Source organism: Mesorhizobium sp. WSM3860, from assembly GCF_002294995.1.
GTDB lineage: Bacteria > Pseudomonadota > Alphaproteobacteria > Rhizobiales > Rhizobiaceae > Mesorhizobium.
This window is the reverse complement of record NZ_NSGF01000008.1, coordinates 1-14,438: the sequence shown is the minus strand read 5'-3', so window position 1 is coordinate 14,438 and position 14,438 is coordinate 1. Positions and strand designations below refer to the sequence as shown.

Annotated in this window: 14 protein-coding genes; 10 read left to right on the top strand and 4 right to left on the bottom strand. The window is 64.5% G+C overall.

The features are described from left to right. The first annotated feature begins 13 nt into the window (after positions 1-13). From ggt to CK220_RS14825, 5 genes are all read left to right on the top strand, one after another. A complete protein-coding gene (gene ggt / locus CK220_RS14845) occupies positions 14-1,600 on the top strand; it encodes a gamma-glutamyltransferase (protein ID WP_095812258.1) in 1,587 nt (528 codons plus the stop codon). Positions 1,601-1,650: 50 nt separating this feature from the next. Further along, positions 1,651-3,180, top strand: coding sequence for an acyl--CoA ligase (locus CK220_RS14840; protein ID WP_095812257.1), 1,530 nt, complete (start codon positions 1,651-1,653; stop codon positions 3,178-3,180). Next, positions 3,180-4,172: a 2-dehydropantoate 2-reductase gene (locus tag CK220_RS14835; RefSeq protein WP_095812256.1), complete on the top strand. Its 993-nt coding sequence runs from the start codon at positions 3,180-3,182 to the stop codon at positions 4,170-4,172. Before CK220_RS14840 ends, CK220_RS14835 begins: the two co-directional genes overlap by 1 nt. A 116-nt stretch (positions 4,173-4,288) precedes the next feature. Beyond that, a complete protein-coding gene (locus tag CK220_RS14830) occupies positions 4,289-4,642 on the top strand; it encodes a SnoaL-like domain-containing protein (protein ID WP_095812255.1) in 354 nt (117 codons plus the stop codon). Positions 4,643-4,767: 125 nt separating this feature from the next. Next, entirely contained in the window at positions 4,768-5,121 is a 354-nt protein-coding gene (locus tag CK220_RS14825) for an ArsC family reductase (protein WP_095812254.1), read from the top strand. 223 nt (positions 5,122-5,344) lie between these two features. Here the strand turns inward: CK220_RS14825 and CK220_RS14815 are convergent, their stop codons facing one another. The 3 genes from CK220_RS14815 to CK220_RS14805 all read right to left on the bottom strand — a co-directional run bounded on the left by CK220_RS14815 (position 5,345) and on the right by CK220_RS14805 (position 7,979). After that, positions 5,345-5,701 carry a DUF488 domain-containing protein gene (locus CK220_RS14815; protein WP_095812252.1) on the bottom strand — a complete coding sequence of 119 codons (357 nt, stop codon included), beginning with the start codon at positions 5,699-5,701 and terminating at the stop codon, positions 5,345-5,347. A gap of 22 nt (positions 5,702-5,723) precedes the next feature. Next, on the bottom strand, positions 5,724-6,980 hold the full coding sequence (locus tag CK220_RS14810; RefSeq protein WP_095812251.1) for an aminopeptidase: 1,257 nt from the start codon (positions 6,978-6,980) through the stop codon (positions 5,724-5,726). Positions 6,981-7,064: 84 nt separating this feature from the next. Next, positions 7,065-7,979, bottom strand: coding sequence for a LysR substrate-binding domain-containing protein (locus CK220_RS14805; RefSeq protein ID WP_095812250.1), 915 nt, complete (start codon positions 7,977-7,979; stop codon positions 7,065-7,067). Between the two features lie 98 nt (positions 7,980-8,077). On the opposite strand from CK220_RS14805, the gene CK220_RS14800 reads away from it, so the two are divergent. From CK220_RS14800 to sbmA, 3 genes are all read left to right on the top strand, one after another. Further along, on the top strand, positions 8,078-8,275 hold the full coding sequence (locus CK220_RS14800) for a hypothetical protein (protein ID WP_095812249.1): 198 nt from the start codon (positions 8,078-8,080) through the stop codon (positions 8,273-8,275). Positions 8,276-8,346: 71 nt separating this feature from the next. Then, positions 8,347-9,507, top strand: coding sequence for a YbfB/YjiJ family MFS transporter (locus CK220_RS14795; protein ID WP_245429210.1), 1,161 nt, complete (start codon positions 8,347-8,349; stop codon positions 9,505-9,507). A gap of 122 nt (positions 9,508-9,629) precedes the next feature. Continuing rightward, positions 9,630-10,889, top strand: coding sequence for a peptide antibiotic transporter SbmA (gene sbmA / locus CK220_RS14790; RefSeq protein WP_095812248.1), 1,260 nt, complete (start codon positions 9,630-9,632; stop codon positions 10,887-10,889). 81 nt (positions 10,890-10,970) lie between these two features. On the opposite strand, the gene CK220_RS14785 is transcribed toward sbmA, so the two are convergent. Further along, entirely contained in the window at positions 10,971-11,975 is a 1,005-nt protein-coding gene (locus CK220_RS14785) for a polysaccharide deacetylase family protein (RefSeq protein WP_095812247.1), read from the bottom strand. Positions 11,976-12,177: 202 nt separating this feature from the next. Here CK220_RS14785 and CK220_RS14780 point away from each other — a divergent pair, with 202 nt between their 5' ends. Together CK220_RS14780 and der are read left to right on the top strand one after the other, a co-directional pair. Then, on the top strand, positions 12,178-12,843 hold the full coding sequence (locus CK220_RS14780; RefSeq protein ID WP_095812246.1) for a tetratricopeptide repeat protein: 666 nt from the start codon (positions 12,178-12,180) through the stop codon (positions 12,841-12,843). Positions 12,844-12,849: 6 nt separating this feature from the next. Continuing rightward, positions 12,850-14,280: a ribosome biogenesis GTPase Der gene (gene der, locus CK220_RS14775; RefSeq protein WP_095812245.1), complete on the top strand. Its 1,431-nt coding sequence runs from the start codon at positions 12,850-12,852 to the stop codon at positions 14,278-14,280. The last annotated feature ends 158 nt before the right edge of the window (positions 14,281-14,438 follow it).

The following is a 14,438-nucleotide window of genomic DNA, read 5'->3' as shown; positions in this document are numbered from 1 at the left end:
TACCTCAAACAGAATGCGTGATTTTCAGTTTCCAGGCCGCTCGCCGGTCCGCGCCACCGAGGCCATGGCCGCGACCTCGCATCCGCTCGCCACTCTTGCCGCCATCGACATGCTGCGCTCCGGCGGCAACGCCATGGATGCGGCCGTCTGCGCCGCGGCCGTCCAGGCGGCGGTCGAGCCGCAATCGACCGGCATCGGCGGCGACTGTTTTGTCCTCTACTGCCCGAAGGGACAGGGCGAGGTGATAGCATTCAACGGCTCGGGTCGCGCGCCCCAGGCGGCAACGGTCGACTGGTATCTGGAGAGAGGCTTCAGCGAGCTGCCGAAGCAGGGCGCGCACGCGGTCACGATTCCCGGCGCCGTCGACGCCTGGTGCCGGCTGCTGGAAGACCATGGCCGCAAGGGAATAGCCGATGCGCTCGCTCCCGCCATCCATTACGCCGAAAACGGCTATGTCGTGCACGACCGCGTCGCCTTTGACTGGGAGGATCCGGAAACCGACCTGTCGGCCGACGATGTGGCGGCGCGCATCTTCCTGCCGGGCGGCAAGCCGCCGAAGGCCGGCGATGTGCATCGCCAGCCGGAACTGGCGGAAACGCTGCGCATCATCGCGAAGCGCGGCCGCGCCGGTTTCTATGAAGGCGCTGTTGCGGAAGACCTTGTCGGCCGGCTTCGCCAACTCGGCGGCCTTCATACGCTGGACGATTTCGCTGCGACGACGGGCGACTACAAGACGGCGGTCAGCACCTCCTATCGCGGCCATGCCATCCATCAGCTGCCGCCGAACAACCAGGGCCTGACCGCGCTCCTGATGCTGAACGTGCTCTCAGGCTTCGACCTTGCCCCGCTCGACCCGAATGGCGCCGAGCGGCTGCATCTGGAGATCGAGGCAGGCCGGCTGGCCTATCGCGATCGCGACAACCTGCTCGCGGATCAGGATCACGTTGCGGTGCCGGTGAAGGAACTCCTCTCCATCGCCTATGCCGACCGGCTGCGCGCCGAGATCGACCGGGAACGCGCCATGACGCATTTGCCACGCGTCGATTTGCCGGGCAGCGACACGGTCTACATCACCGTCGTCGACCGCGACCGTAACGCGGTGAGCTTCATCAACTCGACCTATTATTCCTTCGGCAGCGGCGTCGTCGGTCCGAAGACCGGCGTCGTGCTGCAGAACCGCGGCACTTCGTTCCGGCTCGATCCAAAGCATCCGAACGCAATAGCGCCGGGCAAGCGGCCGATGCACACGATCATGCCGGGCATGATGGTGAGGGACGGCCGTGCCGTGATGCCCTTCGGCGTCATGGGCGGCGGCTATCAGCCCTTCGGCCATGTCCATCTTTTGACCAACGTGATCGACTTCGGCATGGATCCGCAGCAGGCATTGGATGCGGCGCGCGTCTTCTACAATCACGACGTCGTGGAAGCCGAGCGAAGCGTGCGTCCCGATACGGTCGAAGGCCTGCGCCGCCGCGGCCATCGTGTTGTCGAGCCAGACCATCCGCTTGGCGGCGGGCAGGCGGTGCTTATCGATTGGGAAAAAGGCACACTGACCGGCGCCTCCGATCCGCGCAAGGACGGCTTGGCGCTCGGATATTGAGCAGCCCTTTGCTGGACATCGGCCGATCGTTCGAAACATAGTCGGGAACCATGACAACAAGCGAAAATCCCTTTGATCTTGCTCATCGCCTCGCGCCCGGCGCCGAAGTCGCGCCAGCCATCGCCGCGCCCGACCGGACAGCCCTCTCGCATGGCGGGCTGCGCCGTCTGATCCAAGAGACCGTGACCCGGCTCAATACGCTCGGCATCGGCCGAGGCGACCGCGTTGCCATCGTGCTGCCGAACGGCCCGGAGATGGCAACGGCCTTCATCGCGGTCGCTGCCGCTGCTTCCACCGCGCCGCTCAATCCCGCCTATCGCGCCGACGAGCTCGATTTCTATCTCAGCGACATCGGCGTCAAGGCGATCCTTGTCGGCAAGGACGAGCAAGGGCCTTCGGTCGAAGTTGCCGAACGCCTCCGCATTCCGGTGCTGCGGCTGGTGGTGCCCGAAGGCGCGCCGGCCGGCATCTTCGCCATCGAGGGTGACCCGGTCGGGTCGCCGGTTGGCTCCGGCTTGGCCGAAGACAGCGACACGGCACTTCTTTTGCATACATCAGGCACTACATCGCGTCCGAAGCTGGTGCCGCTCAGCCACGCCAATCTTGCAGCTTCGGCCGCGCATATCGGCGCCACACTCGGCCTGGCCCCGGCCGACCGCTGCCTCAACATCATGCCCTTGTTCCATATCCACGGACTGATCGCGGCGGTGCTGTCGTCGCTGGCCGCCGGAGGCAGTGTCTTCTGCACGCCGGGCTTCAACGCCCTGCGCTTCTTCCAGTGGCTCTCCGAAGCGAAGCCAAGCTGGTACACGGCGGTGCCGACCATGCATCAGGCGATCCTGCCGCGCGCCGCGCGCAACGCCGAGCAACTGGCCGACGCAAATTTGCGCTTCATCCGCTCGTCCTCGGCTTCGTTGCCGGCGCAGGTGATGGCTGAACTGGAAGCAACCTTCGGCTGTCCGGTGATCGAATCCTATGGCATGACCGAAGCCGCGCACCAGATGGCGTCCAACCGCCTGCCGCCGGGCCAGCGCAAGCCGGGCAGCGTCGGCGCCTCGGCCGGACCGGAAGTGGCCGTCATGGCGCCGGATGGAAGGCTGCTCAAGCCCGGCGAGATCGGCGAGATCGTCATTCGCGGGCCGAACGTCACCGCCGGCTACGAGAAGAATCCGGACGCCAACGCCAGCGCCTTTGCGCATGGCTGGTTCCACACCGGCGACCAGGGCGTGCTGGACGAGGACAACTACCTGCGCGTCACCGGCCGGCTGAAGGAGATCATCAACCGCGGCGGCGAAAAGATCTCGCCGCTCGAGGTCGACGGCGTGCTGATGGATCATCCGGCGGTGGCGCAGGTCGTCACCTTCGCTATGCCGCACGACAAGCTCGGCGAGGAAGTGGCTGCCGCTGTCGTGCTGCGCGAAGGCCAGAGCGCCAGCGAGGCCGACATTCGCGGCTTTGCCGCGATGCGGCTCGCCGATTTCAAGGTGCCGCGCAAGGTGGTGATCCTGGATGAAATCCCGAAGGGTGCCACCGGCAAGTTGCAGCGCATCGGTCTCTCGGCAAAGCTCGGTTTGGGCTGATGCGCATTACAGTCTTCGGCGCCGGCGCCATCGGCGGCTATCTGGCCGCCAAGCTGGCGATTGCCGGCCGGACCGATCTGTCGATCGTGGCGCGCGGCGCGCATCTCGAAGCGATCAAGGCCGATGGCCTTCGCCTGATCGAGGACGGCAAGGAGACGTTCGCGCGCGTGAGGGCAGCGGCCACGGCCGAAGAACTCGGCATTCAGGATTACGTGGTGCTGGCGCTGAAAGCGCATTCTCTGGCGCCGGCGCTGGGCGAGATTGCACCGCTGCTGGGCCAGGGGACAGCCGTCGTCACGATGCAGAACGGCGTGCCCTGGTGGTACTTCTACAAGGCCGGCGGCGCGCTCGAAGGCACGCGGCTTGAGGCGGTCGATTCCGGCGGAAGGATCTGGGAGACCATCGGGCCCGAGCGCGTCATCGGCTCCGTCGTCTATCCCGCCGTCGAGGTCGATGCGCCAGGCCTGATCCGCCACGTCGAGGGCACGCGCTTTTCGCTCGGCGAGCCTTCTGGCGAAAAGAGCGAGCGGGTGAGTGTGCTGGCGCGCGAGATGGTCAAGGCCGGGCTGCAGGCGCCGGTCCGCGAGGACATACGCTCGGAAATCTGGGTGAAGCTTTGGGGCAATCTTTCCTTCAACCCGATCTCGGCGCTCACCGGCAGCACGCTCGCGGCGATCGTCGCCGATGAAGGCACCCGGGCCGTCGCCCGCGCCATGATGCGGGAGGCGCAGGCAATCGGCGAGCGCCTCGGCGTGCGCTTTCCCATCCCCGTCGACCGGCGCATCAAGGGCGCCGGCGATGTCGGCGAGCACAAGACCTCCATGCTGCAGGATCTCGAGCGCGGCCGTCCGATGGAGATCGACGCGCTGGTCACGGCGGTGCAGGAACTCGGGCGCCTTACCGGCCAGCCGACGCCCGCCATCGACACCGTCCTGGCGCTGGTGCGGCGGCTGGCGATCGAGCGCGGGTGTTACGACGCGGTCGTCATGTAAGCGCCCGTTCGCCAGCGCGCGCATCCTGACATGAATTGTCACCTGACGAGCGGGCCGACGGTGGCAGGCCGGCTGTCGTCACCCTACCTGCAATCCGTCTGGAACAGGAGAAAGATATGACCATCGCCGATATTGCCAGGGACTTTACAGAGCTTCTCAAGCAGGGCAACCACGATGGTGCCGCTGCAAAATACAATGCCGACGACATCGTCAGTTACGAGGCGATGGAGGGACCGATGGCTGTCAGCCGCGGCAAGGATGCCCTCAAGCAGAAGGGGCAGTGGTGGCAGGAAAACCACGAAGTTCATGGCGGCTCGGTCGAAGGCCCCTATGTCAACGGCGACCAATTCGCCGTTCGCTTCACCTTCGACATAACGCCCAAGGCCACCGGTGAGCGCGTCACCATGGACGAGGTCGGCCTCTATACGGTCAAGAACGGCAAGATTGCCGAAGAGCGCTTCTACTATTGACGCGGGGCGCGAACGCGGCTTCGCGCGCCGGCCTCACTTCGTAGCATTTCCGTCGATCCGCTGGCCATGAATAAGCGGGGGTTCTACGGTGCCGGCGAATCCAACGTCGGCCCGAGGAGCATCTGTTGACCATCACCATGTACGGCATCACCGCCTGCGACACGATCAAGAAGGCGCGCGTCTGGCTGGAGAGCCGCGACGTTGCCTACCGCTTCCATGACTACCGCGCCGAAGGGATCGAGGCGGCAAGGCTGAATGGCTGGGTCGATAAGGTCGGCTGGGAAAAGCTGCTCAACAAGGGCAGCGCGACTTTTCGCGAACTGCCGGAGAAGGACAAGGAAGCGCTCGACGAGAAGAGGGCGAAGAAGCTGATGCTCGCCAAGCCGACGATGATCAAGCGCCCGGTGCTGGAGGTGGGCGATCGGGTGTTGGTGGGGTTCAAGCCCGAAATTTATGAGGAAGCGGCCGGCCGAAAATAAGTGCTATCTTCGGACGTCGCGCTCCTTCGCGCCCCCCTCTGTCCTGCCGGACATCTCCCCCACGAGGGGGGAGATTGGCGGTTTAGGCGCCGCGATCATCCCTTTGACGTTCGTGATTGCCGAAAGCCGGCGCGACATCTGATCTCCCCCCAAGTGGGGGAGATGTCCGGCAGGACAGAGGGGGGCGCTGTCCCGCCAGCACCTCAAAGCTTACCACTCTTGGCTACGAGCGGGACTGCAAATACCCCGCCAGCGCCACCGCATTGTTGTGCGCTTCGTCATGCGCCCCATAGAGCAGCGTCACCTTGCCTTCGCGCAACAGGCTGCGCAGCTGCGCCACCGCATCGCCATTTGCATCGAGCTCGCTCCGATACCGCTTCTGGAACTCAGCCCATCGCTCGGGATCATGCCCGAACCATTTGCGCAGTTCGGTGCTGGGCGCGATCTCCTTCAGCCAAAGGTCTAGCGCGGCGTCCTTCTTGGAGACGCCGCGCGGCCAGACGCGGTCGACCAGCACCCGCTGGCCGTCGCTTTTCGCCGGCGCTTCATAGACGCGCTTCACCGCTATGTCGAAGGCCATCACCCCTCCACTGGCGAGGAGGTTATGCCCACTCGCCCTTGCGCATGACCGGCACGCGGCTGCCATCCTTGCCGACGCCGTCGATGTCGATCTTGTCCGAGCCGATCATCCAGTCGATGTGGATGAAACTCTTGTTGCCACCGCGCTCGGCAATCTCGTCCTGGCTGAGCGAAGCGCCGTTGACGAAGCACTTCGAATAGCACTGTCCGAGCGCGATGTGGCAGGCCGCGTTCTCGTCGAACAGCGTGTTGAAGAACAGCAGGCCGCTCTTCGAGATCGGCGAGGAATGCGGCACCAGCGCCACTTCGCCGAGCCGGCGCGCGCCCTCGTCGGTGTCGAGCACCTTCTCCAGAACATCCTCGCCCTTCGAGGCCTTGGCCTCGACGATCCGACCGCCCTCGAAGCGCACCGAGATCTCGTCGATCAGCGTGCCCTGGTAGGAGAGCGGCTTGGTCGAGGAGACATGGCCTTCGACGCGCCTCGCATGCGGCGTGGTGAAGACCTCCTCGGTCGGGATGTTCGGATTGCAGGTGATGCCGTTCTTGGCGGTCGAAGCGCCGCCCATCCATTCATGACCTTCCGCCAGGCCGACGGTGAGGTCGGTCCCCGGTCCGGTGAAATGCAGCGCGTGGAAATTGTGCTCGTTCAGCCATTTCGTGCGCTCGGCCAAGGCCGCGTTATGCGCCTTCCAGTTGCCGATCGGATCCTCGATGTCGACGCGCGAGGCCGAGAAGATCGCGTCCGCGAGCTTCACCACCGCAACGTCGTCGGGCTCGCCTGGAAACACCTGGCGAGCCCAGGCAACGTCCGGATATGCGACGATGTTCCAGTTGATGTCGAAACCGGTGATTTTTTCCAGCGCCGGCTGGTACGCCATCGAATTCGCCTTGTTGGCGCGCGCCACCTTGGCCGGGTCCTGCGCCGACAGCAGAGACGGATTCTCGCCGCGCACCGCAAGCCGCGCCGCATTGTTGGCGAAGGCTTTCGCCATGCCCTCATAGAGCCAGCCGGCGGCGCGGTCGAAGCCGGCATCGGCGCCGTAGCGGAAGCGCGCCAGCGTGATTTCGTCGTCGTTGAAGATCGGCGTCACCAGCCCGGCGCCGGCCTTGTAGGCATGTTCGACGATACGCCGGGTCAGCGGCAGCGCCGCGATCGACGAAGTCAGCACCAGGTCCTGTCCCGGCTGCAGCTGCAGCCCGACTTTGACGGCGACTTCGGCCAGCCTGTCGAGCTTCACCGGGTCGATTATAGCCGAGACGCCGCGCGAATGTGTGGTCATGATCCTGCCTGCCGTGATGTTGGGGTCTGGTCCTTACATAGACCGCTGCGCCTGGCCTTTCCACCGCGATCGACTGGGCCTGGCTTAGGCGGCGCTGTCGAGCGCCCTGAACTGCGCCATGGTCGCCTCGATTTCTTCGCGAACCCAGACCTTGAAGTCGCGCACCTTGCGGCTTTCGGTTTTTGTGGCTGAGGTAACCATCCAGTAGCCGAGCCCGCTTTCAGCTCGCACGCCGAAGGGGGCGACCAGCCGGCCATCGGCCAGCGCATCGGCGGTCAGCAATTGCCAGGCGAGCATCACGCCATGGCCGGCGATTGCAGATTCCAGGCAGAGCATCGGATCGGTGAAGCGCGCGCCTTTTTGGAAAGTGACCGGCTCGACGCCGGCCGCCTTGAACCAACTGTCCCAGCTGATCATTGCCCGCTCGTCGGTGATGGCGCAGGTCTGCGCCAGATCCTCGATGGACTTCAGCTTGGCCGCGATCGCTGGTGCGCAGACCGGAAACACTTCCTGCGCCAGCAGCAGTTCCGCCTGCACTCCCGGCCAAGCGCCGTCGCCCATCCGAATCGCAATGTCGATGTCGGAATGGTCGAGATCGGCGAGCCTGCCGGAAGCGTCTATGCGCAAGAGCACGTTCGGATGGCGGCCGAAATGCCGCGACAGCCTTGGCAACAGCCATTTCGAGGCGAAGGCCGGCGCCACCGACACGACCAGCGTGCATTCCGTTGCCTCGTCGGCCAGCGCCACCGCTTGCGCGAGCTCGCGGAAACCCGCGCTCAATCTAGTCGTGAAGACAATGCCGAACTCGGTCGGCACCAGCCCGCCGGGCGTGCGCTCGAACAGCGCCTGCCCGAGCTGTTTTTCCGTGCGCTTGATCTGCTGGCTGACGGCGCTGACCGAGACGTTGAGTTCGGCCGCCGCGGCGGCGAGCGAGCCCAGTCGTGCAACGGTTTCGATGGCGCGCAGGCCGTTGAGATGGACGCGGTTCAGCATAGCCATTCAGTTTTTCTAAACTCGTTGGGCCGAAATCTCAATTGAAACTTGGCAAGGAAAGCCCGATTTTATTGAAGTACCGACCCGACCTTGGAGGCAATCCGATGAAGATTTCATCTTTGCTGAGGGAGCTTTCCGGCGCCGTGCCGATGAAGAGCCGGCATGATGACGGAGAGATCGCCCGCTGGGTCGTCGATCCGCTGTCGCATCCGGTGCTCGACGCCATGTCGGAGCGCGAGCTCGGCGATATGCCGTTCCGGCTGACCGCCGGCCGCACTGTGTACGAGACGGCTTGCCGCTGAAGGCGGCCAAGCCGACCTGGCCCAACGCAAGCGCATTGTTTCACCTGCGCACACATTTATGTTGCGCTGCAATGAACGCTGCTTTGCCATCTCCCTTGCGCCTTGCCCTCGCCGGCATGACGGCTCTCGCCGTGGCCATGGGCATCGGCCGCTTCGTCTACACGCCGATCCTGCCCGGCATGATGGAAGAGTTGCGCCTGACGCCGGCAGACGCCGGCTGGATCGCTTCCGCCAACTACCTCGGCTATCTCATCGGCGCTCTCGCCGCGGCCGGCGGCTGGGCGCATGGGCGCGAGCGTCTGCTGATGTTCGCAAGCCTTGCCGCCAGCGCCGTGCTGGCGGCTCTGATGGGACTGAACGAGACGATGGCCGCTTTCCTCGTCATCCGTTTTCTCGCCGGCCTGGCCAGCGCCTTCGTCATGGTGTTCATGTCGTCGATCGTCTTCAGCCATCTTGCGAAGGCAGGCCGTGGCGACCTGCAAGCGCTGCATTTCGGCGGTGTCGGCCTGGGCATTGCGGCGTCCTCGGCGCTGCTGGCCATCCTCGTCACCGCCCATGCCGGCTGGCCCGCAGGCTGGCTATGGTCGGGAGCGATTTCCGCTGTCGGCCTGCTCCTCGTCGCGCTGCTCGCTGGCTCCGCCACGCCCGCCAATGGCGTCGACGGGCCTGAACCGGCATTGCCGAAGGATAGAGCGCTGACGAAGATGATCCTTGCCTATGGGCTGTTCGGCTTTGGCTATGTGGTGACGGCGACTTTCCTGGTCGCCATCGTTCGCCAGGACGGCGGCGGACGTGTCTTCGAGGCCTCGGTCTGGATGATCGCCGGTCTTGCCGGCTTCCCCTCGACCTGGTTTTGGCAAAAGCTCGCCGGCAGGATCGGGCTTTACACCGCCTATGCCGTGAGCTGCCTGGTCGAAGTGGTCGGCGTAACCGCCAGCGTCGTCGTCAAAGGTTTCAGCGGGCCGCTTCTGGCTGCCATCCTGCTCGGCGGCACGTTCATCGCCATCACCGCGTTCGGCCTGCAGGCGGCAAGGCAGCTTGCGCCGCAGGCGCCGCGCCGCATCTTCGCGGTGATGACCGCCGCCTTTGGCCTCGGCCAGATCATCGGTCCGATTGCCGCCGGCCTGCTCGCCCAGGCCTCGGGCAATTATGTGCTTGCCTCGATCATGGCGGCCGCCGCTCTGCTGGTCTCCGGCGTCATTGCCTGGTCGGCTGCACCAAAATCGCCATGATTTGTGGTCTTGTTCGGTGCCGGGCGCCGGGCAGGGCATTTTCTTTCCCACTAATGTGTGACCTTATGCCCGCCGAACAGCAACGCCGCTGAATTGCGGTCAGACCGAGGAAACCCGCCACAGTGTTCGTATCCTTCTTCCCGCAGCCGAAGCTTTTCTTCACCTCGGCCGCCCTCTGGAGCCTTGCCGCGATTCTGTTCTGGTTCTTCGGCGGCGAACAACTGGGCGCCGTTTTCGGCATGCCGCCGGCGGCTGCGGGTGTGCCGCCCATCATCGGCATCGCGGTTCTATGGTCGAAGCCGTTCTTGTGGTTCTACATGTATTTCGTGGCCTGTGTGGCGATCTTCTACGCGTTCTGGAGCTGGTATGCTCCGCATCCGTGGCAGAACTGGTCGATCCTGATGACCGCCGTCATTCTCTTCTTCATCTATTTCAACGTTCAGGTCAGCGTCGCCGTCAACAACTGGTACGGTCCTTTCTTCGACTACGTCCAGGGGCTGATGTCGGGAACGACAGCATCGACTGACATCGAGTTCTACAAGGGCCTGGCCGACTTCTCCTGGCTGGCGCTGGTCGGCATGAATGTGCAGGTGGTCAACGCCTTCATCGTCAGCCACTGGATCTTCCGCTGGCGCACGGCGATGAACGACTACTTCATGGCGAACTGGGGCCGGCTGCGCCACATCGAAGGCGCTTCGCAGCGCATCCAGGAAGATACGATGCGCTTCTCGCAGATCATGGAGGACTTAGGCTCGAGCTTCGTCCAGTCGATCATGACCCTCATTGCCTTCCTGCCGGTGATGATCCAACTGCAAGCGCACATCACCGAGTTGCCGATCCTAGGCGCGGTGCCGCAGCCCCTGGTCGTTGCCGCGCTGGGCTGGTGCATATTCGGCACGGCCTCGGTGATGCTCGCCGGCATCAAGCTGCCGGGCCTCCAGTTCCGCAACCAGCGCGTCGAGGCCGCCTATCGCAAGGAACTCGTCTACGGCGAAGACCATCCCGACCGGGCGCAGCCGGCGACGACGACGGAACTGTTCGCCAATGTGCGCCGCAACTACTTCAGGCTCTATTTCCACTACATCTATTTCAACGTCGTCCGGTACACCTACCTGCAGGCGGACAACATCTTCTCGCTGCTGATCCTCGGGCCCTCGCTGGTTGCGCACAAGATCACCTTCGGTGCGCTGAACCAGATTTCGAACGCCTTCGGCAAGGTGACGAATTCGCTGCAGTTCCTGTTGAATTCCTGGTCGACCATTGTCGAGCTGCAGTCGGTGCACAAGCGCCTGCGCGCCTTCGAGGCGACGCTGGAAGGCGAGCCGCTGCCGGACATCGACCAGCGTTACCTAGCTCGGCAGAGCGCGGAGGATCCGGCCTGAACTCGGAGCAATTGCAGGAAAAATGCGGAGCGCTTTTCCGTCCGGAATCACGCCAAAGGCAAGAGATTGGAAGTGGACGGCTCAGCCGCCGACGGCAACCCGTTTTTCGTCAGAGCGCTGGCGCGCCACATAGTCGCGGAAGCTGATGCACTCGACCTGCTGCATGACGCAGACCTCATCCGCGAAGCGCTCAAGCGCGTTCCAATAGGCGCCCATGTTCATCTGGGTGAAGTGGAAGCCGAGCTCCAACGGAAGGCGTTTGCCGTTGTACTGCGCATCGAAGGCGGCGCGAAACGCCCGATAGGCGCGGTCGGCGAACGCGCCCGCCATCGACGGCCTCTCGAAGCCGCCCGAATGGCGGACATAGAGATTGTAGTCCATGGCAACCACCCGCTTCGATTTCGGCCCTTCCGGAATCTGCGGCAATGCAAAGCGGGTGGTGCCGTTCTTCGTCGGCGGCAGGGCAGGGCCGTTCGAGACACCGCTCGCGTCATATTGGAAGCCGGCCTCTGGCAGCGCTTCGTAAAGCGCCTTGTCCGTCGAGAGGTACGGCGCGCGGAAACCGATCACGGCATCGCGGGCGAAATCACGCCAGCCACGCGGCTCCGGCGAAATGCCGTTGATCGCATAGGCATTTTCGAGGATGCGGCGGAACGCTGAGAACTCGGCCAGCCAGTCTGCCTTGCTCCAGCCCTTGCCGTCGAAATGTCCGCAGGCATGACTGCCGATATCGTGACCTTCGGCGGCCGCGAGCCGGATCTGTTGCAGCCGGTCCGCCACCTCCTGCCCGGAGGCGGCGAAGCCGATCTTCGCTTTACCGGCGCCCTTGCCGGGCGCGACGTACTCGGCGCGCGTTTGCGGCGAAAGCAGGAAGACGCAGGACAGAAAATAGGTGAAATGCGCGCCCGTGCGCTTTGCCAGCGCGCGGCTGCGCTCCCATTGCGAGATCTCGCGTGCGCTGTCGAAGGAGATAAGCACGATCTGCTTTGGCTTCGCCGCCACCGGTTTCGGCGGATCAGCCAGCGCCGTTGCAACGGAGCCAACCCAGGCGAGGCTGAACGCAAGGACGCGGAACGAACGTGGCACTCTGGCAACCTTTTGGGCAACCTTTCGGGCTGTAGGAAAGCCGTCTATCGCCCAAATGTGGCGTCGATGCGTTCCGGCACGGCCTGTGGGCACTGGGAGGCTCCGCCGATTTTCCGGCGATCCCCCTTCCATGCCGACAAAATTTCGCTAAAACGCGGGGCTCAAGAAGCGCTCCGTTCCGGGGCCGCAATGGTTTTGATTGATGTCAGACGACAGTTTTATCCGCGAAGTCAACGAAGAGATTCGTCGCGAGCAGGCGCAGGCGCTGTGGGATCGCTTTGGTCCGGCCCTGCTCGGTGCCGCGATCCTGATCGTGGTGGCGACTGCCGCCTTCGTCGGCTACCGCTACTGGGACGAGACCCGCGCCAACCGGTCGGGCGATGCCTTCTCGCAGGCGCTTAAGCTCGCCAATGACGGCAAGAACGACGAGGCGATCGCCGCCCTCGATCAGCTGGAAAAGGATGGCTATGGCGCCTATCCGCTGCTCGCCCGCATGCGGGCCGCGACCGTCAAGGCCGACAAGGGAGACGTCGACGCCGCCGTCAAGGATTTCGATGCGGTCGCCGCCGACAGCGCCATCCCCTCCGGCATCCGCGACATGGCACGGCTGAGAGCGGCGCTGCTGCTGGTCGACCACGGCTCTTTTGCCGATGTTTCCAGCCGTGTCGAGGCGCTCACCGCCGACACCAATCCGCTGCGCAGCTCGGCGCGTGAGGCGCTCGGCCTTGCCGCCTGGAAGGAAGGCAAGTCCGCGGATGCGCTGAAACTGTTCGACCAGATCGCTTCGGATGACGGTGCCCCGCGCAATGCGCGCCAGCGGGCGCAGTTGATGTCCGAGCTGATCCGCGGGTCGGGCAACGCTTCGTGACTTCGGATGACCTTCAAAGTCGCCATCATCGGCCGGCCTAACGTCGGCAAATCGACTCTTTTCAATCGGCTGGTGGGAAAGAAGCTGGCGCTTGTCGACGACACGCCGGGCGTGACGCGCGACCGTCGCGTCCATGCCGCCAAGCTTTACGATCTTCACTTCGACGTCATCGACACCGCCGGCTTCGAGGATGCGGCGGCCTCGACGCTGCCCGGCCGCATGCGCCAGCAGACCGAGATCGCTATCCGCGAGGCCGACCTGATCTTCTTCACCGTCGATGCCAAGTCGGGCCTGATGCCCGACGACCGCACCTTTGCCGACGTCGTCCGCAAATCCGGCAAGCCGGTGGTTCTGGTGGCCAACAAGGCCGAAGCCCGAGGCGCGCAAGGCGGCATGCTGGAAGCCTGGGAACTCGGCCTCGGCGAGCCGATCCCCGTCTCGGCCGAGCACGGCCAGGGCATGCCCGATCTGCGCGACGCGGTGATCGCGGCGCTCGGCGAGGAACGCGCCTTCGGCGAGGAGGAGGAACAGCCGGGCGACGAGATCGCCGTGAGCGAGGTGCTGATCGGCGAGGACATCGCCGATCCCGACGCCGAACCCGCCTATGACGACACCAAGCCGCTGCGCATTGCCGTCGTCGGCCGCCCCAATGCCGGCAAGTCGACACTGATCAACGCGCTGATCGGCGAGGAGCGGCTGCTGACCGGACCCGAGGCCGGCATCACCCGCGATTCCATCTCGGTCGACTGGGACTGGCGCGGCCGCCGGATAAAGCTGTTCGACACGGCCGGCATGCGGCGCAAGTCGAAAGTCCAGGAAAAGCTCGAGAAGCTTTCGGTGCAGGACGGCCTGCGCGCCATCCGCTTCGCTGAGATCGTCATCATCGTGCTCGACGCCACGATCCCCTTCGAGAAGCAGGATCTGCAGATCGCCGACCTGATCATCCGCGAGGGGCGCGCGCCGGTGATCGCCTTCAACAAATGGGACCTGATCGACAACCAGCAGGAACTTCTGGCCGAGCTGCGCGAAAAGACCGAGCGGTTGCTTCCCCAGGTGCGCGGCATTCAGGCGGTGACGGTCTCTGCCGAGACCGGCCGCGGCCTCGATCGGCTGATGGACGCCGTCATCAAGACACACAAGGTCTGGAACAGCCGCGTCTCGACCGGCAAGCTCAACCGCTGGCTGGAAGGCATTCTGGCGCATCATCCGCCGCCCGCCGTCGCCGGCCGCCGGCTGAAGATCAAATATGTCACGCAGGCAAAAACCCGGCCGCCGGGTTTCGTCGTCTCCTGCTCGCGCCCGGACGCGATGCCGCAATCCTATGTCCGCTACCTGTCGAACAGCCTGCGCGAGGCTTTCGACATACCCGGGGTGCCGATCCGCATGGCGCTGCGCACCTCGGAGAATCCTTTCGCGGGCAGGGCGAAAAAGCGCTGACTACTGAAGATAAGCGCCGGCGCTGATCCCTCGTCATCCACGGGCGAAGTAAGGAGCGAAGCGACGCGCGTTGACCCTAGGATCCTGTGTGTTGGTTCCGGTGTATGGTTGAAGTGGGAAGGAGACCGAGTGGATCCTGGTCGTCCTTTCGGACAGGC

Coding starts and splice junctions, on each gene's coding strand:
- CK220_RS14780 (WP_095812246.1), top strand. CDS start 12,178: ATGTCAGACGACAGTTTTATCCGCGAAGTCAACGAAGAGATTCGTCGC.
- CK220_RS14800 (WP_095812249.1), top strand. CDS start 8,078: ATGAAGATTTCATCTTTGCTGAGGGAGCTTTCCGGCGCCGTGCCGATG.
- CK220_RS14810 (WP_095812251.1), bottom strand. CDS start 6,980: ATGACCACACATTCGCGCGGCGTCTCGGCTATAATCGACCCGGTGAAG.
- CK220_RS14835 (WP_095812256.1), top strand. CDS start 3,180: ATGCGCATTACAGTCTTCGGCGCCGGCGCCATCGGCGGCTATCTGGCC.
- CK220_RS14815 (WP_095812252.1), bottom strand. CDS start 5,701: ATGGCCTTCGACATAGCGGTGAAGCGCGTCTATGAAGCGCCGGCGAAA.
- CK220_RS14830 (WP_095812255.1), top strand. CDS start 4,289: ATGACCATCGCCGATATTGCCAGGGACTTTACAGAGCTTCTCAAGCAG.
- ggt (WP_095812258.1), top strand. CDS start 14: ATGCGTGATTTTCAGTTTCCAGGCCGCTCGCCGGTCCGCGCCACCGAG.
- CK220_RS14805 (WP_095812250.1), bottom strand. CDS start 7,979: ATGGCTATGCTGAACCGCGTCCATCTCAACGGCCTGCGCGCCATCGAA.
- CK220_RS14840 (WP_095812257.1), top strand. CDS start 1,651: ATGACAACAAGCGAAAATCCCTTTGATCTTGCTCATCGCCTCGCGCCC.
- der (WP_095812245.1), top strand. CDS start 12,850: ATGACCTTCAAAGTCGCCATCATCGGCCGGCCTAACGTCGGCAAATCG.
- CK220_RS14795 (WP_245429210.1), top strand. CDS start 8,347: ATGAACGCTGCTTTGCCATCTCCCTTGCGCCTTGCCCTCGCCGGCATG.